Origin of the sequence: Paenibacillus humicus NBRC 102415 (assembly GCF_004000905.1) — a bacterium.
Lineage (GTDB): Bacteria > Bacillota > Bacilli > Paenibacillales > Paenibacillaceae > Paenibacillus_O > Paenibacillus_O humicus.
Window position 1 is genome coordinate 16,466 of record NZ_BIMD01000008.1, and the last position, 20,758, is coordinate 37,223.

The 20,758-nt window shown below is 61.9% G+C and carries 20 protein-coding genes; 6 read left to right on the forward strand and 14 right to left on the reverse strand.

All coding sequences use genetic code 11. The annotated features are described in order from the left end of the window. Positions 1-2: 2 nt before the first annotated feature. Together PHU01S_RS07665 and PHU01S_RS07670 are read left to right on the forward strand one after the other, a co-directional pair. A complete protein-coding gene (locus PHU01S_RS07665) occupies positions 3-686 on the forward strand; it encodes a GNAT family N-acetyltransferase (RefSeq protein WP_049867861.1) in 684 nt (227 codons plus the stop codon). Next, positions 643-2,184 carry a YheC/YheD family endospore coat-associated protein gene (locus PHU01S_RS07670; RefSeq protein WP_127506973.1) on the forward strand — a complete coding sequence of 514 codons (1,542 nt, stop codon included), beginning with the start codon at positions 643-645 and terminating at the stop codon, positions 2,182-2,184. The genes PHU01S_RS07665 and PHU01S_RS07670 overlap by 44 nt, the downstream gene beginning before the upstream one ends. Positions 2,185-2,390: 206 nt before the next feature. On the opposite strand, the gene PHU01S_RS07675 is transcribed toward PHU01S_RS07670, so the two are convergent. The 3 genes from PHU01S_RS07675 to PHU01S_RS07685 form a co-directional block, all read right to left on the reverse strand. After that, positions 2,391-3,083, reverse strand: coding sequence for an HAD family hydrolase (locus PHU01S_RS07675; protein ID WP_127506974.1), 693 nt, complete (start codon positions 3,081-3,083; stop codon positions 2,391-2,393). 61 nt (positions 3,084-3,144) lie between these two features. Then, a complete protein-coding gene (locus PHU01S_RS07680; RefSeq protein ID WP_127506976.1) occupies positions 3,145-4,269 on the reverse strand; it encodes a phosphodiester glycosidase family protein in 1,125 nt (374 codons plus the stop codon). Positions 4,270-4,371: 102 nt separating this feature from the next. Further along, positions 4,372-5,352: a DMT family transporter gene (locus tag PHU01S_RS07685; RefSeq protein ID WP_127506978.1), complete on the reverse strand. Its 981-nt coding sequence runs from the start codon at positions 5,350-5,352 to the stop codon at positions 4,372-4,374. A gap of 134 nt (positions 5,353-5,486) precedes the next feature. Between PHU01S_RS07685 and PHU01S_RS07690 the strand changes: the two genes are divergently transcribed. Continuing rightward, entirely contained in the window at positions 5,487-5,768 is a 282-nt protein-coding gene (locus tag PHU01S_RS07690) for a hypothetical protein (RefSeq protein WP_084781376.1), read from the forward strand. Between the two features lie 95 nt (positions 5,769-5,863). Here the strand turns inward: PHU01S_RS07690 and PHU01S_RS07695 are convergent, their stop codons facing one another. The 5 genes from PHU01S_RS07695 to PHU01S_RS07715 form a co-directional block, all read right to left on the reverse strand. Continuing rightward, positions 5,864-6,433, reverse strand: coding sequence for a manganese catalase family protein (locus PHU01S_RS07695; protein WP_021879558.1), 570 nt, complete (start codon positions 6,431-6,433; stop codon positions 5,864-5,866). 210 nt (positions 6,434-6,643) lie between these two features. Beyond that, entirely contained in the window at positions 6,644-6,919 is a 276-nt protein-coding gene (locus PHU01S_RS07700) for a spore coat protein CotJB (protein ID WP_021879557.1), read from the reverse strand. Between the two features lie 9 nt (positions 6,920-6,928). Next, the gene (locus PHU01S_RS26585) at positions 6,929-7,144 is read right to left on the reverse strand and encodes a spore coat associated protein CotJA (RefSeq protein WP_048746933.1); all 216 of its coding nucleotides are present in this window, start codon (positions 7,142-7,144) and stop codon (positions 6,929-6,931) included. 635 nt (positions 7,145-7,779) lie between these two features. Continuing rightward, positions 7,780-9,645 carry a transglycosylase domain-containing protein gene (locus PHU01S_RS07710; protein ID WP_218032428.1) on the reverse strand — a complete coding sequence of 622 codons (1,866 nt, stop codon included), beginning with the start codon at positions 9,643-9,645 and terminating at the stop codon, positions 7,780-7,782. Next, positions 9,629-10,060: a hypothetical protein gene (locus tag PHU01S_RS07715; protein ID WP_127506982.1), complete on the reverse strand. Its 432-nt coding sequence runs from the start codon at positions 10,058-10,060 to the stop codon at positions 9,629-9,631. Before PHU01S_RS07715 ends, PHU01S_RS07710 begins: the two co-directional genes overlap by 17 nt. Positions 10,061-10,339: 279 nt before the next feature. Here PHU01S_RS07715 and PHU01S_RS07720 point away from each other — a divergent pair, with 279 nt between their 5' ends. Next, complete coding sequence (locus PHU01S_RS07720) at positions 10,340-11,062, forward strand: YwaF family protein (RefSeq protein ID WP_049867867.1); 723 nt, start codon at positions 10,340-10,342, stop codon at positions 11,060-11,062. Between the two features lie 115 nt (positions 11,063-11,177). On the opposite strand, the gene ytvI is transcribed toward PHU01S_RS07720, so the two are convergent. The 6 genes from ytvI to moaA all read right to left on the reverse strand — a co-directional run bounded on the left by ytvI (position 11,178) and on the right by moaA (position 18,822). Then, complete coding sequence (gene ytvI, locus PHU01S_RS07725) at positions 11,178-12,209, reverse strand: sporulation integral membrane protein YtvI (protein ID WP_127506984.1); 1,032 nt, start codon at positions 12,207-12,209, stop codon at positions 11,178-11,180. Between the two features lie 83 nt (positions 12,210-12,292). Next, on the reverse strand, positions 12,293-13,645 hold the full coding sequence (locus PHU01S_RS07730; RefSeq protein WP_049867868.1) for a hemolysin family protein: 1,353 nt from the start codon (positions 13,643-13,645) through the stop codon (positions 12,293-12,295). Between the two features lie 101 nt (positions 13,646-13,746). Then, entirely contained in the window at positions 13,747-14,871 is a 1,125-nt protein-coding gene (yfkAB, locus tag PHU01S_RS07735) for a radical SAM/CxCxxxxC motif protein YfkAB (RefSeq protein WP_049867869.1), read from the reverse strand. A gap of 190 nt (positions 14,872-15,061) precedes the next feature. Then, positions 15,062-16,180 carry an HD-GYP domain-containing protein gene (locus tag PHU01S_RS07740; RefSeq protein WP_127507066.1) on the reverse strand — a complete coding sequence of 373 codons (1,119 nt, stop codon included), beginning with the start codon at positions 16,178-16,180 and terminating at the stop codon, positions 15,062-15,064. 112 nt (positions 16,181-16,292) lie between these two features. Next, complete coding sequence (locus tag PHU01S_RS07745) at positions 16,293-17,741, reverse strand: bifunctional metallophosphatase/5'-nucleotidase (protein WP_127506986.1); 1,449 nt, start codon at positions 17,739-17,741, stop codon at positions 16,293-16,295. 85 nt (positions 17,742-17,826) lie between these two features. Further along, positions 17,827-18,822, reverse strand: coding sequence for a GTP 3',8-cyclase MoaA (moaA, locus tag PHU01S_RS07750; RefSeq protein WP_127506988.1), 996 nt, complete (start codon positions 18,820-18,822; stop codon positions 17,827-17,829). 102 nt (positions 18,823-18,924) lie between these two features. Here moaA and PHU01S_RS07755 point away from each other — a divergent pair, with 102 nt between their 5' ends. Together PHU01S_RS07755 and PHU01S_RS07760 are read left to right on the forward strand one after the other, a co-directional pair. Next, positions 18,925-19,677 (forward strand): molybdenum cofactor biosynthesis protein MoaE, encoded by a 753-nt coding sequence (locus PHU01S_RS07755; protein ID WP_127506990.1) that lies wholly within the window; start codon positions 18,925-18,927, stop codon positions 19,675-19,677. Positions 19,678-19,679: 2 nt separating this feature from the next. After that, positions 19,680-20,756: a ThiF family adenylyltransferase gene (locus PHU01S_RS07760; protein WP_127506992.1), complete on the forward strand. Its 1,077-nt coding sequence runs from the start codon at positions 19,680-19,682 to the stop codon at positions 20,754-20,756. Positions 20,757-20,758 lie beyond the last annotated feature (2 nt).

Below are 20,758 nucleotides of genomic sequence, written 5' to 3' on the forward strand. Positions count from 1 at the left end.
AAATGAATGTACAGCTGCTTACACCGGCTCAATGGAGCCGTCACCGGGATCGGTTGATTCGGCTCATCAAGTCCTGGGGCAGCGGAAGGCTGACCGGAGCGGGACTCGCCGCGCTGGAAGCGTTGCAGCCGGCCGATCTCGAGCCGAGGCAGCCTGGGAGCAGCCCGGCGGCCGCAATCGCTGTGGTCACGACGGAGGACGGCAAAACGGCGGGGGCGGCTTTCGCCCGCGAGGCGGGCCTGGAGGCCTGCCTTGTCGCCGTTGCTCCTCCCCTGCGCGGGCGCGGAGCCGGCAGCCTACTCCTGAAGAGGCTGCAGGAGCGATGGGGACATCTCTCCTGCAGAGTTGCCGCGGACAATACCGCGAGCATGAAAATGTGCTTCCGCGCCGGCTTTGCGGCGACTTCCCTGCAGGACGGCCCCACCGGCAAAGCGACGCTCATCTTCCAAAGCGGCGCTTCGCCGGCTGCCGCAGCGGAAGCCGCCGCCGCTCTTGCAGCCGATCCTCCGTCTGCGGCACGGCGCGGAAGCTCAGCCTCCCCGCGGCTTCGAAGCGGAACGGCCGGCTCCCGGCCGGCATCGCCGCTTATCCAACATCCGGGGGGAACAAGCCGACCGCCGGACGCACCAAGGAGAGATGACAGTGGCCCGACCCGTACTCGGCATTTTAACGTTATACCTCAATGACCAGAAGCTGCTCGAGGAGAGGCCCATCTACCAGCGGATGATCGTCGCAGGCAAGCGCCTCGGCATGGATGTGATGGTGTTCACCCCGGCGGATGTCGATTACGAAGGGAACCGGATCAACGCCATGTACTACGATCCTTCGTCGAAGGCATGGTCGCGGCGCTGGTCCTCCTTTCCGCATCTCATCTTCGACCGCTGCCGCATCCAGAATTCGCCCCGGTTCGAGCAGCTGAAGAAATTCCGCTCCCGCTACGGGCACCTCGGCTTCCTCAACCGGCCGCTGAGAAACAAATGGACGATCTACAAAACGCTTCAGTCCCAGCCCCGCTTCCAGAACAAGCAGCCCCAAACGGTGCTGTACGCCTCCCACCGGGATCTGGCCGACATGCTGAAGAAGCATCCGCTCGTCTTCCTCAAGCCGATCAACGGCACAGGCGGACGCGGCATTCTGCGGATCGAAAGGCTTGCCGGCGGCATGTATTCCATCCAGGGACGCGACCAGTCGCGGAAAATCATCCGGCCCCAGAAAGTCGGCGCAGGCGGGCTTCAGAGCCGTCTAAGCTCCTGGAGCCTCGGCGGAGGACGCTATATCGTCCAGCAGGGCATCCAGCTGAAGCTTCCGAGCGGGCGCGTCCATGACTACCGGATGCTCGTGCAGAAGAACGGACGCGGCGAATGGGAGCCGACCGGCTGCGCGGGACGGATCGGAGCGGCCGGCAGCATCACCTCCAACCTTCACGGCGGCGGCAAGGCGGCTAAAATGGAAGAGCTGCTCGATTCCTGGATCGACGAAGGGCTCCAGGCATCCGAGGTCAGGCTGGAGGCCGAGCAGTTCTCGATCGAGGTGGCCGAATACCTGGAACGGCAGTACGGCAGGCTGTGCGAGCTCGCCCTCGACCTGGCGATCGACCGTCAGGGCGGCATCTGGCTGCTGGAGGTCAATCCCAAGCCGGCACGCGAAGTGTTCAAGCAGAGCGGAGATATCGATACCTACGACCGGGCGATCGTCAAGCCCCTTGAATATGCCCTGTACCTCTACAACCGCAGGGCGCAGCGCAAGTCGGGCGGCCGCACGACCGGCAGCCGCACCAAGGACAGCCGTCCCGTCGGCTCCGGCAAGGCCGGCAAGCGCGACGGCGGCGGCCGGACGAAGGGAAGCCGTCCGGCAGAACAGCGGAAAGGCCGTACGGAACCCGTCGAAAGCGGCAAGGCCGGCAGCCTCTCTGTCCGGAAGAAGCCTTCGGCAAAAGAAGGACCCGGCAAAACGATGCAGCCGCGCGTCCGGGTTCCGGGCGGGTTCCTGAAGCGCAGACCCATCCTGCCCGGCAAGCCTCTGGCCGCCGACCGGCCGGTGGTCCGGTCCGTCCAACGGATTCCGGAGCTTGAAGAGGGGTGGAAGCTGGAAAGCGAAGCGCCGGAAATCGAACCGTTATCCGGAGCGCCGGCCGAGACGGAAAATCCGGACTCCATGTCTTCCGAAGGTCCGGCCGAGTCGTAGGCCTCTCGTGCAAAAAAGGAATCGGACACGGATAAACCGTGCTCGACTCCTTTTTTTTGGTGCCGCTTATTGTCCCTGCCGCGTTGTTTTGTCTTCATGCTTGATGGACATTGCGGGCTCCGACAGCAGCAGCCCAATTCGGAACGTTCTTGAATCGATAGACAAAAAAGCGGCATCCCGATGGGATGCCGCCGACAGGCTGCTGCTCAAGCTTCCGGCAGCAGCTCCAGCAGCTCGGCGAAGCCGGTGATGCGCACGTCGCTGCCGTCCAGCTCGCCGCTGTCGCCGAAGCCTGCGTAGGCGCAGCCCACGACGGCGAGCCCGTTGCCGGCTCCCGCCTGCACGTCGGAGGAGCGGTCGCCGACCATCCAGGCGCTACCGATGCCGTTCTCTTCCAGCAGCAGGCGCACGAGATCCGTCTTGGAAGCCGTTCCCCGGCCGCCGGCGCTGTACAGTCCGTCGAACAGCCCGCCGAGACGCTTATGCAGCACGATTCCCTCCACATAATCCTGGAGGCCGTTGCTGGCGACGAACAGCCGCACGCCCTGCCGCTTCAGCTCCGCCAGCGTCTCCGGCACGCCTTCGTACAACAGCCCGTCTCCGGCCGACAGGCCTTCCAGCTCGTATTGAAGCATCAGCACATCCGCGCGCCGCCTCGCCGCCTCGGAGGCATCCGGCATCAGCTTGCGCCAGATGTCCTCCAGCAGCATGCCCAGACAGCCGAGCAGCTCCTCGACGGGCGGTTCGGGCTGCGTATACAAGCCTTCGTCGCGGAGGGTGCCGAACAGCCTTCCGTGCACGAGCCGCAGCAGCGTCTCCGTCTGGAACAGCGTGCCGTCCATATCGAAAATGACCGCCTCGGGCCTATACAGCTTGTTGATGCCGATATCCTTCGCCATGCTCCCACCCTTTGCCTGATTGATTGCCATCATCATACGGGAAGCACCCGCAATAGGCAACCTACCATTTGGAGGCGTCGATGTCTCCCGGCTTCAGCCCTTGCCATACGTTGGGAATGCTGGCCGCATCGGGATCGTCGAACACGAGGAACGCGGTCGGCAAATACCGTTCGCCGTGCTGGGAAGACGGATTGTTGACAATCTCTCCGCCGTTCACCAGCACGGTGGACGAGCCGCCGTCGAGATTGGCCGCAATGACCGCGCCGCGATCCAGCAAAATCTTCTGCACGTCGTACAGATCAGCGCCGATGCTGTAGCCCGGCTGGCGGCCGTCGATGACGACGAACAAGATCGATCCGTCCGCCTTCTGGCCCATCGCGGTGCGGGGAGCGATGCCCCAGCCGTCGGCATGGTTTTTGACAAGCCCCTTGCCGTTCACGATGATGCGCGGCTGGAACGTGACGCCTTCCTGAATGCCCAGGTCCTCCAGCTGCTTCAGCGTGTAATGCCCGGCGATCATCTTGCCGCTCTTGTCGAGGCCGACGATCTGGGTGCTCTTGGATTTGTCGAGATCCTGGTAGAGCACCTTGCCGCGGGAAATGACGACGCCGATCGGCTGGAAGCCGTTGCCCTTCCAGTTCGGGTCCGCAAAGCCGCCGGCGTTGACTCCCGCGATCGCACCGTAGCGCTTCACCATGCTCGTGACCTTTTCCCCCTTGCCCTTGGCGGCAGAAATGCCGAGCCTGATCTTGGTCGGATCGCTGACCGTCATTACGAAGCCCTTGTAGGATTTGCCGGATATCGGCTCGACGGAGACCAGCTCCTTCGGCTTGTCGGAAGCCGTCGACGAACCGGCCGGCCGCACGATCTCATGATGATCGGCCTCCTGGCCCATCTTGTCGAAGGACTGCTGGTAAGCGGCGACGCGCTTGTCCAGCTCCTCCTGGCCGATGAGATATTTGGCCCAGATGCGATGCTGCGTCGTAATCAGCGTATCCGCCGCCAGATAACGGTATTCGTTTCCGCTGGGAGTATAGAACAGCCATGCGGCCAAACCACCGGCTGCGACGATTCCGGCCGCGCCCAACATCAGGCACAGGCGGAACAGACTTGCGAAAAATCCCCGTTTCTTGCGGCTCCGCTTCTTGCGCGCCTTTGTGCGGGGAGCTAATTGAGCCAACGTCATCCCTCTCTCCACCATCATAGTCAACGACTCAGACGAAGGGAGCAGGGCGAAAGTTTCAGGAATATATGGAAGCCGCGCCGCTGCAGCCGGGCAGGCTCCCCTCTAGCCCTCCTTGGCTTCGGCTCTATCCGTGCGGAAGGAGCCGCTTCGCTGGCGGGAGGCGTAGCTGTGCAGAACCATTCCGGCCATGACGACGCCTGTTCCGATCCAGGAGACCGGAGAAGGATAGGCGCTCCCGAGCAGCAGCGTCTCCCCGCCCGCCGCGAACAGCACCTCCAGGGATTGGGTGGCCTCGACGGAAGCCATCTTCTCCGTGCTGCCTCGGGCCAGATCGGTGGCGTGGAAAAAGAGCACCGTAGCCGCCACTCCGGCAAACACGGCGATGAGCAGCGTCTGCAGCAGCTGGCCGCCGGACGGCGGTCCTTCCATCGTCCAGCCGAGAACGGCCAGCAGCAGCCAAAAAGGCAGGCTGGCAATCGTCATTCCCAGCACGCGCTGGTAGGCGTCCAGCCGGCCTCCGCACAGCTCCATCATCTTGCGGTTGCCGAGCGGATAGGCAAAGGAGGCCGCGGCGACGGCCAAGACCCCCAGACATGCTTCTCCGCCGTGCAGCGGGCTCGCATATCCGATCTGCATCAGCGCTACGCCCGCAAGGATGATCAGCGACAATGCCAATCCTCTCAGCGGAAGCTTCTGGCGCCTTCTGCGGGCTCCTTCCGCAGTCATGACCGTCTCATAGAAGAAAGGAACCAGCAGCGATCCCGATACGATCGTGATCTGCCACACCCCGGCCGTCAGCCAGCCGGGACTGTAGGCGGCCGCAAAGCAGATCGGGGCGTAGAACAGCCCGAAGCCGACAAAGCTCCACAGCAGCCAGCTGCCTGGCCTGAGCCTCATCTCCCGGAACAGGGGACGCAGCCTGCCTCTCGCGCCAACGAGAAGCAGAAGCAGCGGAACCATGAAGAAATATCGGAGCGATGCGCTCCAGAGCCAGCTGCCCCCCGCAAGCTCCATCCCGCGGTTGAGCACGAACGTGACCGCGAACAATAATGCCGATGCGGCGCCGAGCGCGATAGGACGCATGAAGGCCCTCCTCCCTTTCTGCAGAGCTCAATGCCTTACTGCTATTAAACCGCTTTTGGGCCGAGTAGGCCAGTGCCCGTTTCGCCCGTTCCGGCATAGGCTGTAACATCCTTAATCCATCGGAGGCATGCCTCATGTCATTTGTACCTGCAGGTCCCGACTACCCGTATCCGTACCCCTACCCTTATCCGTACCCTTATCCGCTCTATCCGGACGTTGTTCCTCTCCCTATTCCGTTCCCGATCGGCGGGTTCGGTCCCGGCTTCGGGCCTGGGTTCGGCCCTGGATTCGGACCGGGCTTCCACGGCCCCGGCTTCGGTCCCGGATTCCATGGCCCCGGCTTCCACGGCGGCGGTTTCCATGGCGGCGGCTTCCATGGGGGCGGACACCGTCCCCCTTCCATTTTCGACCGCTGATTTCTCTTGCCGTCCCAACAAAAAACGCCGGGGGCTTCCCCGGCGTTTTTTCCTATGTTCCTGTACATTCTCGGTTTCCGATATGTCGGCTTCGTTCAGTACACCTTCTTCTGGCCCATGTCCGCTTTGATGATTTCCACGGATTCCTTGAACCTCATCGCATGGACGATTTCCCGTTCGCGAAGGAACTTCAAGCTGTCCTGCAAATCGACGTCGTCCGTATAATCGATGAGCCATTGATAGGTGGCGCGGGCTTTTTCCTCTGCCGCGATATCCTCGTACAGATTCGTAAGCGGATCGCCCTTGGCCGCGATGTAAGTAGCCGTCCAAGGAACCCCGGCTGCGTTCTCGTAGAACAAGTCCCCGCCATGGTTGACAAAATCGGCCCCCAGCCCCGCCGCTCTCAGCTGGTCGGGTGTAGCGTCCTTGGTCAGCTTGTAAATCATCGTCGCGATCATTTCCAGATGGGCGAACTCCTCCGTGCCGATATCGTTCAGAACTCCAATAACCTTATCGGGAATCGTGTAGCGCTGGTTCAGGTAGCGCAGCGCCGCCGCCAGCTCTCCGTCCGCTCCCCCGTACTGCTCCGTCAGGAATTTCGCCATCATGGGATCGCATTTGCTCACTCGAACCGGGTACTGAAGCTTCTTTTCATAGAGCCACATTCTACCACCCCGCTTTCCCTCAAATGGGCAGACGCCACTGCCTTCTCCCGCTCCGCTTCATGCTTTGCTGTACCTTCAGCCGGCGGCGACAGGGAGAGCCTTGGCGGCTCTTCCTTCACCGCCGATGCGCATCCGCTGCACCTGCGCTGACAGCCCGCACCGGCTCTCTTGTCTGCCTGCCGCATTTCCGACCCCGCCGAACACATGCGGTCATACCTGCCACGGCCATGGAGTCTCGCTCCACTGCCATGGATATCGGGAGTAGCTGTTGCCGAAGTTCACGAGCGGGCCGAACTGCATTTCGAACTGCTGGGCGCAAGCCTGCCGCTTCTGGGCCAGCTGGTTGAACTGCTGGATCGCCTGCATGTCTCCCGGATGGGTGTTGAGATACAGATTCAGCTCCACAAGCGCGAAATCCAGCGTCTGGAGCTCCTTCAACTGGGCATAGTAAGCTTCCGTGTCAAACGCCTGCTTCTCCTCGCTCATAGGTCGCGGTCAGCTCCTTCCGCATCTGGATTCGTAAGGACTGTAGAGCGCCGGCCACAGCGTGCCCAGCCTAAGAGCTTCCTCGAGCGGATACTGGGGCAGCCCCATCGGCTGATAGGGAATATACTGGTTCGGAGGAATGACGTACGTCTTCACCTGAATGGGCGGACAAGGGTCGAACGGGCCATGGAACGGGTACCACTCCCGGTAGCCGGCCCCGGGCACTCCCGGAGGAGGAATTTCTCCGCCTTGATAGCCTGCCGGCTGAACGGCTCCATACCCTCCTTGGGCTTGATTTCCGCCCTGATAACCGGCGGGCTGGACGGCGCCATACCCTCCTTGGGCTTGATTTCCGCCTTGATAGCCTGCCGGCTGAACGGCTCCGTACCCTCCTTGGGCTCCGTTGCCGCCGTATCCTCCTTGAGCTCCATAACCTCCCTGGACAGGAGCCTGGAACTCGGGCTCATTGCGATAAGTTCCGGGAGAATAGCCTTGATTCCCGATGACGCCGCCGTATGGACCCGGTGCAGCGCCGTACGAAGCCGGAGCTCCCGCTCCTTGCCTGCCTGCCTGCATGTTCATGCCATCATCCCTTCTGACTGACCTGGGCGCGTCGGCTCGTCAAGCCGGGACATTCGGCGCCCTGCTGTTATGCTCGTTTAAAAGGTATGTAGGATGGCTTTTCCAACTTGCCATCTTTTTAAAAGCCTCGCCGTCCGGCTTGAAGGGCAGGGCGGCTCATACGGGCCGCCTCGCATGAGCTTCCCGTCCTTCGGACCCGCTCGTTGCCCGCACACGCGCCCGGCGTCCAGATCCGATGCTTGAACCGGGCAAGCATGTCCGATACGGGGCGCCGATCGTCATCTTCCCGCAGCAGGACGGCCATCGGCAACGCGGGCTATAGCCGCGAACAAACGAGCCGCATCGACTCCGGATGCCGCCATATGCTCCTCTCCGGCTTTGTCCAGGCCCATCCATACGGATGCGGTATAACGTGCCGTATACCCGACGAACCAGGCATCCCGGCTCGCTCCCGGAGGACCGCCCTCCAGCTGCGTCGTACCGGTCTTGCCAGCCACTCCCGGACCCAGGCCGGCCTTCCTGCCGGTTCCGTCCCGGGCGGCTTCTTGCAGCATGGAGGTCATGGCGGCCGCCGTTGCAGCCGACATCGCCCTCTTGCCCGCCGGCTGGAAGGCGTAGACGATTTTGCCGTGCCGATCCGTGATGCTGCGGATGAGATGCGCTTCCTCAAAGCTTCCTCCGGCCGCGAACGCCCGGTAAGCCTGGGCCATCTCGACCGGCGTGACTCCCGTGGACAGCCCTCCGAGCGCAATCGCGAGATTCCGGTCTTCCTTCCCAAGCCGGATTCCGAGTCCCGAAGCGAATTTCATTGAGGCTTTCAAGCCGATCTGCTGAAGGAGCCATACGGCGGGGGCATTGATTGAATTCTGGACCGCCTGCCGCATCGGGACGCTTCCCCTGTACACCCCTCCCGGATTTCTCGGAGCGTAGCTGCCGTAGCTGGCTTGGCGGTCCTCCAGCATGGACTCCGGCGAGTACAAGCCCGTCTCCAGCGCCGGCCCGTATACGGAGATCGGCTTGAATGCCGAGCCGGGCTGCCGGCGGGCGAAAGCCCGGTTGAACCCGCCTGAAGCCCCGCCGCTCCCCCCTGCGAAGGCTATGATTTCCGCGGTGCCGTTGTCCAGTACAACGGCCGCGGCTTGAACCGGCCGGCCGGAAGAGCTTTTGGGAAGGCCGGCATCCAGCGAGGACAGGTTCTCAAGGCCGCCTTGCAAGCCGGCATCCAGTCCGATGGCGATCGTATATCCCCCTCCGAGCAGCTCTTCTTCGGTCAGCGAAGCTCTCTCCTCCGCCTCCCGGAAGACGGCTTCCGCGAGAGAAGCGCTCGCCGTCTTTTGCGGCGCCGCAGGCGCCTTGTAATCGACAGCGCCGGCCGCCTCCAATTGCCGCTGCGTAATATATCCTTGCTCGAGCATGAGCCGCAGGACGACTTGGCGCCGCTCCTTGCTGCGCTCCGGGTGGTCGATCGGATTGAACAGCGCCGGTCCCTTCGGAATCGCGGCAAGCGTCGCGATCTGCCACAGCTCCAGACTGTCCAGCCTGGACACGCCGAAATACCGCTCGGCCGCCGCTTTCACGCCATACAGCTGCTTGCCCATGTAGACCCGGCTCAAATACTGGCGCAGAAGATCTTCTTTGGAATAACGCCGTTCCAAGGACAGCGCGGCGGCCATTTCCAGAGCTTTGCGCAGCAAGCTCTTCTCATTGGACAGGTAGGCCGTCCTGGCGAGCTGCTGCGTGATGCTGCTGCCTCCCTCGACGATCCGGCCGCTGGAGACATTGGCTGCCGCGGCTCTAAGCAAGGCGCGGAAGTCGATGCCGCCATGCGAATAGAACCTTTTGTCCTCCGTCGCCACGAAGGCTTCCTTCAACAAAGGAGGGAGCCGCCGCTCCAGCTCTCCTCCACGATATCCATGCCGCGGGCTCGTCAGCACGCCCAGCTGCTTGCCCTGGCGGTCGATCAGAAGCGAGGGCGACACCGGCTCGCCAAGGGCGCTCGCGCCGTCCGTGACGACGTCTCCCGCCCAATGCAGCGCGGCGATTCCGAGCATGCATAAGGCTGCCGCAAGCGCCGCCGCATCGAACCAGAAGCGGCTTTGTCCCAAGGGAAGGCGGCGCCGCGGCTTCTTAGACTTTCTTTTCATCCGGCGCATCGGACGCATCCGCCCTTTCTCCATTCCGCTGCTCCCAGCGCTGCAGACGCCCCCGAATGTCGGCCAGCTGCTTCTCCGCTTCACGCAGGCAGCTCCTCATCAGCGCCTCTTCCGGCAGCCCTTCCGCATCCGGCCGGGAGACTTCATACTCTTCCCGCAGCTTGCCGGAGCGCCAGTGGAAGAAAACCAGAAACAGGGCTGCGCATGCCGATAGAAGCGCCGGCTTGGCGCCGACATGATTGACGATCCAGGCTGCCGACCGTGCCGGCAGGCTCTCTCCTCCGATCCCGCTTGGCCGGGTCATGAATCTCAGCAGCCGCAGCAGCAAGTATCCGCACGCTCCGCTGAGAACGGCCGATGAAACGCAGACGAGATAGAATTTTCTTCGGATAGCTTCAAATGACATGCCGCAATCCCTCCCTATGCGAATGACCTTATCAAGAAGATCTTAATAACAGCGGGAGAGGCTGCTTAGGAAATTCTTAACTTTCCGGCCGGAGATCGTTACTTACGCGAGAGATAAGATCTTCACCGCATCGTTCCGAGGAGAAGAATCCGAAATTCCTTCCCTGCCAGGTGGAGGACTTCGAAATTCCATCCCCTTCCAGAAGAAGGGAGCCGAAGTCCCGCAGCGCGAGGGGCTGTGCTACAATAGGTGCAAAAAAATACTACCAGGGGGTTCCTCATGTTCGGAACGGATGCGGAAGCGAGATTCACGCCTTTCGGGGCGGCCCATCTGGCCAGCCTGCTGCTCATTGCCGCAGTCGTGCTGGCCGTCTACCTGCTTCGCCGCAAGCTCGCCCTGAAGCCGGCTCCCGGACGCTTCCTCCTGGCGGCGCTGCTGGCGGCATGCGAGATTCTGCTCAATGTCTGGTATGTGCGGGGAGAGGTGTACAGCCCTTCCTCCACGCTGCCGCTCGAGCTCTGCAGCATCTCCCTGTACCTGTCCGTCCCCATGCTGCTGCTGCGCAGCCGTTTTCTGTTCGGCATCGTCTACTTCACGGCGCTCGGCGGAGCTCTCCAGGCGCTGGCCACGCCTGTGCTCGCTTACGCTTACCCGCATTTCCGTTTCCTGGAGTTTTTCATCGCGCACGGGCTGCTGATTATCTCCGCCCTCTACATGGTCTGGGTGGAAGGATTCCGGCCGACGCTGCGCTCCGTCTTCACCGCCTGGGCAGCCGTCAATGTCATCGCTGTCTTCGTGTATGCCGTCGACAGGCTGACGGGAGCCAACTACATGTTCCTGGCGCGCAAGCCCTCGTCCTCCTCGCTGCTCGATGTCCTCGGTCCTTATCCGTGGTACATCCTTTCGCTCGAGCTGGTCGCGCTGCTGCTCTTCTTCCTGCTGTATCTCCCCTTCGCCCGCTTCAACCGCACGGAGGACAACAAGCAGCCGGCCGCCTCCTGATCCTGAATGGAGGCTTGCAGCCATTTCTGCTATTTTCATGATTGCGGAATAAAATCAAACAAGCTGCCTCCGGTTCAATGCCGGCGCAGCTTGTTTTTGTTCCGTGTTGGTTTTTTTACAGCCGAATCCGGAGCTTGAACAGTCCGGCCTTGCGGGCAGCCATGTAGATGATGACGACCAGCGGTCCGATGAAGACGCCGATGACGCCGACCAGCTTGAAGCCTACATACAGGCTGACCAGTGCGGAGATCGAGCCGATGCCGACGGAATCTCCGAGAATCTTCGGCTCGATGATCCGCCTGACGACCGTAATGACGAGGAACAGCACCAGAAGGCCGATGCCCGTCCCGACCTGGCCCGTCATCATGAGGTAGGCCGCCCAAGGGACGAGCACGGACCCGGTGCCGAGAATCGGCAGGATATCCACGACGACGATCAGCAGCGCGATGGCGAGGGAATAGTTGATCCCGAGAATGACGAGGCCGAGCAGCGTGATGATGTACGTGACGAGGCTGAGCAGCAGCTGGGAACGCAGAAATCCGAAGATGGAAGACTTGAGATTGTCCAGCACCGATCCGACCTGCACCTGGGAATCCTCGTGGAACTGCGACAGGAATGACTTTCGCATCGTATTCAGGCTGAAGCTGAACATGTATACGGCTACGATGAACACGATGAAGAAGATGAACATTCCCGGCAGCCCCGAGGCGAACTGGACGACGGACTTGGAGAAGCCCGTCACGACGGACATCAGCGTTCCGGTCAGGCCGTCCAGCACCTTCTCCAGCTGCGCCGCCGCATCGGGAGGCATGTTCGTGTACAGATCCTTGGCGTTGTCGATCGTATGCAGGAAGTATTGGTTGGCATCCGCCACCATGCCCGGCACGCGATCCCAGAAGGCGATGAGCTCGGCGATCAGCTTGAAGCCGATGCCTCCCGCCAGTGCAAGCAGCGCAAGCGTGAAGAGCGTGCAGGAGACGATCGCCGCCGACAGCCGGTTCATCCTCGCCCGGCGCATCAGCAGGCCGTTCAGCGGCTCCAGGAAGATCGCGACGACGAGAGCAAGCAGGAACGGAGCCCCGACGGTGAAGCTCAAGTACAGAAGCAGCAGGCCTACAGCGATGAAAACAAGGGTTTTGACAGACATCGGCTTCTCTCCCCAAGGGGTGCGGCGCCCCTGGCTGATCCCGGCCGCATCCCCGGCAAGAGCTGTATCCAGCCTGTCAGGGTTCAGCTGTCGGCCTGCTCCGCATTTTCGGACAGGGCTTCGGCTGCGGGATCGCGGTAGATATGTACGCGCAGCACGCGAAGTCGCTGGCAATCTGCTATCTCAAATACATATTCGCCATAAACGACTTTCTTGCCTCTTGCAGGATTTCCTTCCAGCCGGATGAAGAGCCATCCTCCGATGGAATCGACATCCTCATCCTCGATGTCCAGGCGGAACATATCGTTGATATCGTCGATGAGCATGCGCCCCTCGACGGTCGTCACCTGATCCTTGACGACGACGCTCGGCTGGTCCAGGTCGAATTCGTCATGGATCTCGCCGACGATCTCCTCAAGGATCATCTCCGTCGTCAGCATGCCGGCCGTGCCGCCGTATTCGTCCACGACGATGGCCAGCTGCGAATGGCGGCGCTGCATGAGCTGCAGCACCTGGCTGATCTCCATCGATTCCGGCACGTTCAGCACCGGCCGGATCAGCTCGCGGACATTATGGTTGCGTCCCGCATCCGCCGTCAGCAGGTCGGTGATATGGACGAACCCGATGATCTGATCCTTGTCCTCGAGACCGACGGGATAGCGCGTATGTTTGGTGCGGTAGACGATGTTCAGGTTGTCCCCGAAGGACTGGTTGGCGAACAGGCAATCCATATCCGTCCGGGGCAGCATGACCTCGCGGGCCACCATGTCGGAGAAATCGAAAATGTTGTCGACGAGCTTCATTTCGTTGGAATCGATGACTCCGCTCTTGGCGCTCTGGTTGACGAGCAGGCGGATCTCCTCCTCGGTATGGGCCGTCTCATGCTCGCTGGCCGGAGCGATGCCGAACAGCTTCAGCAGGCCGTTGGCCGCTCCGTTCAGCACGACGATCGCCGGCTTGAACACCTTGTAGAAGAACATGAGCGGTCCGGACAGCCAGAGGGATACGCCCTCCGCCTTCTGGATGGCCAGCGACTTGGGAGCGAGCTCGCCGAGCACGATATGCAGGAAGGTGATGACCAGGAACCCGATGATCAGGGACACCGTCGAAATGACCGTTTCGCTCGTGACTCCGAACTTGAACAGCAGAGGCTCCACGATCATATGCGATACGGCCGGCTCGCCGACCCAGCCCAGTCCAAGCGAAGCCAGCGTAATGCCGAGCTGGGTCGCCGAGAGGTAAGCGTCGAGGCGGTGCGTGACCCGCAGCGCGTAATCGGCTTTTTTGTTGCCTTCGGAGCGCAGCTGTGTCAGCCGCGTCGAGCGTACCTTGACGAGCGCGAACTCGGCCGCAACGAAAAAGCCGTTGAGCAGCACGAGAACGGCGACAAGGGCAAGGTTGAGAATAATTTCGCCAGGTACAAATTCTTTGGTCATTTCGGATACCCCTCCATCAATGGTAAGCAGGCGCGGAGCCTTTTTCACCCCTATTCCCCGAAATCAGCCGGACCGAAGCAGTCGGCGCGGCCGCGGAAGGGTTACAAAATCGCTTTTTTCGACAAGAAGTCGGTATCCCGGTAATACATATCCTTCACGAGCAGATTCGGACCGCAGCAGGCCGCGGCCGGACAGTGGCAATTCACGCTGCGGCTCAGCGGATGCTCCAGCCAGCGTCCGAACACGTCGTCCAGCCGGTCGCGGCCGATATTGCCGAAGGCCGGAATATCGCTGAAGTCCGTGACGAACACATCGCCTGTGAACAGGTTGACGTTGAGCCGGTTGCGGCCGTCCGGATCGTTGCGCACGGTGACGCGGGATTCGCCGCGCAGCCTGGCAAGCAGCCTGCGGTCCTCTTCATCCTCGCTGCAGGAGTAGAACGGGAGCGTGCCGAACAGCATCCACATCGATTCGTCGCGGCAATCCAGCAGCTCCGACACGGCCGCCCTCATCTCTTCCTTGGACAGCGCAGGCAGATCGCTCGCCCATGCGCTCGGGTACATCGGGTGCACCTCGTGGCGGGCGCATCCCATCTCCCGGATGAGCTGGTGGATTTCGGGCATTTTGCGGTGGGTGCGGTAATTGATCATGGATTCGGCGGATACCAGCACGCCGTCTTCGCTGAGCCTGCGCGCATTGTCCATCATCCTCTCGTACATGCGGACCGCCGCTGTCTTGGGTACGGAATGCCCCGAACGGGCGAAGCCGACCTCATGGAAATCTTCCGCAGAAGTATAATTGAAGGAGATGTGCATCACGTCCAGATATGGAGCGATGAGGGCGTAGCGGCCGTAATCGAGCGTCACGTTGGAATTGAGCTGCGAACGGATGCCCCGGCTGCGCGCATACTGCAGAATAGGCACGATATAGTCCTTGACCGTGCGCTCCGAGTAGGACGGCTCGCCCCCGGTAATGCTGATCGTCCGCAGATGCTCGACTTCGTCGAGGCGGCGGAGCAGAAGCTGCAGAGGCAGCTTGTCCGGCTCGCGCATCGTCAGCGTGTCGCCGACCGCGCAATGCTCGCAGCGCATATTGCATAGATTGGTCACCGTGAACTCCACGCTTGTCAGCGCATGGCCGCCATGCCGGACGAGGCTCTCCAGCGGATCCCAAGGATCGTTGGCGGGAGAGAGGGGAGCTAACGCTTGTTGCAGGTTGGAATTCATTTCTAACAGCACCTTACTTCTTCGTAGTAGACATCTGGGTCTATTGTACTTCTACGGCTTGGACATATCAAACGGCTCCCGGCCGTTGAGACGCAAAAAAAGGCCTCTCGGGCGAGGCCTTGTCAGGATGCGCTTCATGCGGCGTGAAAGGTGTCGGCCGTCCCTGCGGCCGGAACGTCCAATTCCCAAGCTATACGCCAACGGCGGCGGGCTCCTCCGGCTGCTCGTCATTGACGCCTGCGATCATGCGGGTGAGCTGCAGGCTCATGTCGATCTCATAAGGAGCGTTCAGCCGCATCCCGACGTCATCCTGCAGCACCCTGACGATCGGGCGGTGCGGACAGGAAGCCCGGACATCGACGACGACTCCGACCTCTCCGGTCTGCAGGCGCACGGTCATGCCGATCGGATAGATCGCGACCTTGTCGCGGAACAGCTGCACCATCGACTGCTCGTACTGGGTTCCGGTGCCCGCATACAACGCCTCTACCGCCTGATGGGGCAGCATCGGATTCCGGTAGATCCTGTTGGTCGTCATGGCGTCGTACGAATCCACCACTCCGATCCATTTGGAGAAATCGTGAATCTCCTTGCCCGCCAGCCCGTGAGGATAGCCGCTTCCATCGAGCCGTTCGTGGTGCTGGAGAGCGCATAAAGCGGCGAGAGGAGGGATATTCGGCTCGTTCTTCAGCATTTCATGCCCATACAGCGTATGGCGCTTCATTTCCTCGTACTCTTCTCGAGTAAGCGTGCCCGGCTTCTTCAGCACTCCCGAGGATATCCGAGTCTTGCCCACGTCATGTAGCAGCGCTCCCATGCCGAGCATCATGAGCTCATCCCTGGAGTAGCCGTGGGATATTCCCAGCATCGTCGTATATACGCATACATTGAGCGAGTGCTGATAGAGATAATGGTCGATCGAGGCCATATTCATCAGCATGACGACGGATTCCTTATGGGAGGTCAGATCGTCGATGACCCGGTTCATCACATCGGCAAGCTGCTTGCCGACAAAGGGGTAGGCCACGCCCCGCTTGCGCGGAGGCGCGTCCATCATCTGCCGGAAGCTGCTCCGGATCTCGGTCATCGCTACCCTCATCGTGTCTTCGCTGATCAATTCCGGCATGACGATGTCATCGGTGAATTCATCCTGTATGTAAAGGAAATTGATATGGCATTCCTTGAGCCGCTCGATGATCCGGGCGGTCAGCTCCATTTGTTCTCCGAGGAGTACGATGCCTTCTTCGGAAAGAATCTTCTTGGCCAGGATCATCCCCGGCCTGCACATGCTGAGAGGCATCAGAATCATTGCCAGGTCGCTCCTGCCGTCCATAAATTTCACGAGTCGATGATGCTGAGCATACGTAATCGTTTTATCGGCAAGTCCGAACCGGATTGTTATGCCGCTCCGGCCGCTCGCGTCAAGAACGCGGCCGGGTGCGCCGGAGAAAGCAGCCGTCCAGGCCGTCAGGGCTCCGCAGCTCTTCGGCCAGCACGTGGCGAAGGAATTCCGGCAGGAAATACCGGATGTCCCGGCCTTCTTTCAGGGACAGATAACCGACGCCGAACGTGAACATGTCCAGCGTGCCGACCGAATATTCCGTGTCGTCGTCCAGGTCGCTCCCGCCCGCCCTCAGGCTGGTGATGCGGCTGCCGGCAGGGCGGCGCTCGTCCCATTCCAGCTCGATTCCATCCATGGCCAGGCAACCGAGCACCCTGCCGCGGAAGCCGAAGCCGCGAATCTCCATGCGGGTGTACTCCTCCAGCAAGGACTGCTCCAGCGCCAGGCGAATCCGGCCTCCCTTGAGCAGAATGCGGCAAGGGTTGACCGGAGAGGGGCACAGCGAGTGCAGCAGTCCGTCGCTGATCTCGCCCGCCGCCAGGCCGCCGAGCAGCTGCCCGGAATTGACGAGGCCGATATCGGCTCCCGTCCAGCGGCGCACTCCGGCCGCCAGCAGGTTGGCGAGCGGGGATTCGCGGTCCGTATCGAGAGGGAGCGCCCGGTCCAGCACCGCGCAGGTTCGCGACATGCTGACCCGTGCGGACTCCTTGAAGCGCTCCAGAAGCATGGCCGCCCGCGGCTCCTCCCTCATGGATGCCGTCGCGAGAAGCCGAGCCCCATAGGTCAGCCGGCCGCTCGCGGCATCCCTTCCGATCTCGATCCTGCCCACATGCTCGCCGAACTTTCCGGTGCCGCAGAGCAAGGTCGTCCCGACTGCGATCGGCTCGTCCAGCTGATGATGCGTGTGGCCGCCGAGAATGAGGTCGATGCCGGGTATTTCTTCCGCCAGCCTGCGGTCTACCGGAAGGCCAAGATGGGACAGGACGACCAGGACATCGACCGTTGGACGCAGCTGCTCGGCCTGCTTCCGGATCGCTTCGACCGGCTCCTTGACCGTCCATCCGAGCAGGCCGTAGAAGTTCGGATACGGCGCGGTAGCTCCGATCAAGCCGATGGCCAGACCGTTTTTAGGGACGACCAGGGAGGGCAGCAGCCATTCCGGAAGCTCGCCGGCATCGGCGTCCTCCAGATTGCAGCAGAGGACCGGGAACTTCGCCTCGCTGCCGTACAGCCGCTCCAGCTCTTCCTTCGTATAGGTCAGTCCTTCGTTGTTGCCCGGAACGCCGGCTTCGTATCCGGCGGCGTTGAGCAGCTCGATGTTGACGCTCCCGCCGCTGCCTTCCGTCTCCGGCCTCATCCGGTCGAGATGGTCGCCGATATCGACGGCGAGCACCCGATCCGCTCCGAACATCCGCCGGGTATCCGCGATATAATCCGATATTCGAGCCGCCTCTTCCAGACGGCTGTGGATATCGTTGCTGTGGAGCAGCACGACGAGCGGCTCCCGATCTATGCTTCTCTCATCCATGGACATCCTCCCGCTGGGCTCCAGGTTATGATCTATGAATGGCGTCTTCTACCGCCGCCGATATGATGCTGCTCCCGAGAGCCCTTCAGCCGCCGATCTGGGACATCCGCCGGGAAGTAGGGGTATGAGTCTGCATTTCCCCATGCAGCCTGGCCGCCATCTCGTGGTTCTCGGGCTTGAGCCTGGCCGCGCGGAAGAACAGCTCGCGCATGGCAGCCGGATTCCCCAGCGCCTGCTTGACGTTCAGCTCATCCATCCAGTACAGGCATGGCTGCAGACTTCCGTCGGCAGTCAGGCGGAGCCGGTTGCAGGCGGCGCAGAAGCGGTCGCTGACGGGGTGAATCAGCCCGAACGAGCCGGAAGCTCCCGAGAACGCCCAGTTGTCCGAAGGGCCGTTGCCGGCAAGCCGCGACACCGGCGCATAGGGAATGCCGAGCCCGCCCGCTTCCTCCATGACCCGGCTGAGAGGAAGATAAGCGTTTCTCCACTGCTCGTCGTCATGGCCGATCGGCATGTATTCGATGAAGCGGACATGCAGGGGATGCTCGATCGACATCCGCAGGAACGATCCGATTTCATCCTCGTTGATTCCTTTGAGCAGGACGCAGTTGAGCTTGATCGGGCCCAGTCCTGCCCGCGCGGCCGCCTCGATGCCCGCCATGACCTGTTCCAGCCCGCCGCGCCTGGCGATGAACCGGAAGCGCGCCGGATCCAGCGTGTCCAGGCTGATGTTGACGCGGTCCAGCCCCGCATCGCGGAGCGCCTCCGCATGTCTGGAGAGCAGCATTCCGTTGGTCGTCATGGAAATCTCCTCGATGCCCTCGATCGCCTTGAGACTGCGGATGAGGCCGTCCAGCCCCGGACGGACGAGCGGCTCTCCCCCGGTGATGCGCAGCTTGCGGAAGCCGAGGGCCGCCGCCGACTGGACGACCTCGACGATATTGTCGTAGCTCAGCAGCGTGTCGGAGTCTGCGAACGGCATGCCTTCTTCAGGCATGCAGTAGAGGCAGCGCAGGTTGCAGCGGTCTGTGACCGATATGCGCAAATAGTCGTGGATCCGGCCGAATACATCGCTCAGCATCTCGCTCTCCCCCTCCTGATTGTTCTATCAGTTTAACATTTTTGCAGGACATATGATATGCTGGAAGCAAACTAGCTCTAAAGACAGGTGAGACTAACTCCCATGAAATATGCTTGGAAAATCGCCTTATTCGCCGGTCTGCCGGAGCGGATCGGCATGCCGGAAATCACGCTTGAGCTGCCCGAGGGCAGCATGTCCGCAGGCAGCCTCAAAGCTGCCGTCGCCGCCGCTTATCCGGCTCATGCCAGCCTTATCGGAGTCAGCTTTGTCGCCTGCAACGAGGCTTACGCCCCAGACGGGCAGATGCTGGACTGCGGGGACAGGCTGGCTCTTCTGCCTCCCGTTTCCGGAGGGGAGGACAGTGCTGCCGGACGGGACGACAGCAGCAGCGACATGAGGTACGTCATTACGTCCGCCCCTCTCGACGCGGGCCGAGTCTCCTCTCTCGTCCTCCACCCCGATCACGGAGCTGCGCTCGTATTTATCGGCACGACGCGGGAGTGGACGCAGGGCAAGCGGACCGTCCTGCTGGAATACGAAGCCTACGAGCCGATGGCGCTGCGGACGCTGCGGCAGATCGGGGCGGAGCTTGCCGAACGCTGGCCAGGCACCATCAGCGCCATCTCGCATCGCATCGGCCCCGTCGCTGTCGGCGAGGCCAGCGTCGTCATCGCCGTCTCCTCGCCGCATCGGGACGGAGGGTATGAAGCGAGCCGCTTTGCGATCGAGAGGCTCAAGCAGATCGTGCCGATCTGGAAGAAAGAAATCTGGGAGGACGGGTCGGAATGGAAGGGCCATCAGCAAGGTCCCTGGAATCCGCTCGCTGACATTCCGTCTCCGCCTGCGGAGGGATGAACATGGACGAAGCTGCGGCTGACCGCAGTCTTTCCAGGGACGAGTCTCCCTCTTCCTCCATCCGGTACGCACGCCAAATCCGCTTCGCTCCCGTCGGGGAGGAGGGCCAGACTTCCCTGGCCTCCTCGCGGGCAGCCGTTGCGGGAATGGGCGCTCTCGGCTGCGTCATCGCCTCCCATCTCGTCCGCAGCGGAGTCGGGGAAGTCGTGCTGATCGACCGGGATATCGTGGAATGGAGCAACCTGCAGCGGCAGATGCTCTACTCCGAGCGGGACGCGGCGCTCGACACGCCCAAGGCGGCGGCGGCGGCCGCGCGGCTGCGGGAAGCCAACAGCTCCGTCCGCGTCATCCCCGCAATCGCCGACCTGACCCCCGGCAGCGCAGAGAGCCTCCTTGCCGGTGCGGACATCATCGTGGACGGCACGGATAATTTCTCCGCCCGCTACCTGATCAACGACTATGCCGTCAAGCACGGCATTCCCTGGGTATACGGAGGAGCCGTCGCTTCGGGCGGCATGACGATGACCGTCATCCCCGGAGAGACTCCTTGCTACCGCTGCCTGTATCCCGCTCCGCCCGCGGGCGGCATTGCCGACACATGCGAGACGGCCGGAGTGCTCTCCCCGCTCGTCGACATCGTCGGTTCCCTGCAGGCGATGGAAGCCATCAAATGGCTGACGGGGAACAGGCAGGCTATGAGCGGATCGTTGCTGCAGCTGGATGTGTGGCGCAACTCCTGGATGCAGGTATCCGCGGGGAACGCTCGAAGGGAAGACTGCCCCTGCTGCGGGCAGAGGAGGTTCGCTTTTCTCGAGGAGCCGCAGCAAGAGTCGTCCGCCGTCATGTGCGGCAGCTCTACCGTGCAGGTCACGCCTTCCCGGCCGCTCGGCCTGGACCTCTCCCGGCTCGCTTCGAGACTGGAGTCCAGCGGGCGCGCGGAGCTCGGCCCCTATAGTCTCCGCTACCGATCCGAGAGCGGATTGTCGGTCATTATTTTCCCGGATGGAAGGGCATTAGTCCAAGGTACTCAGGACCCTATTAAAGCAAAGGGCCTTTATACCGATATATTAGGTGATTAGAA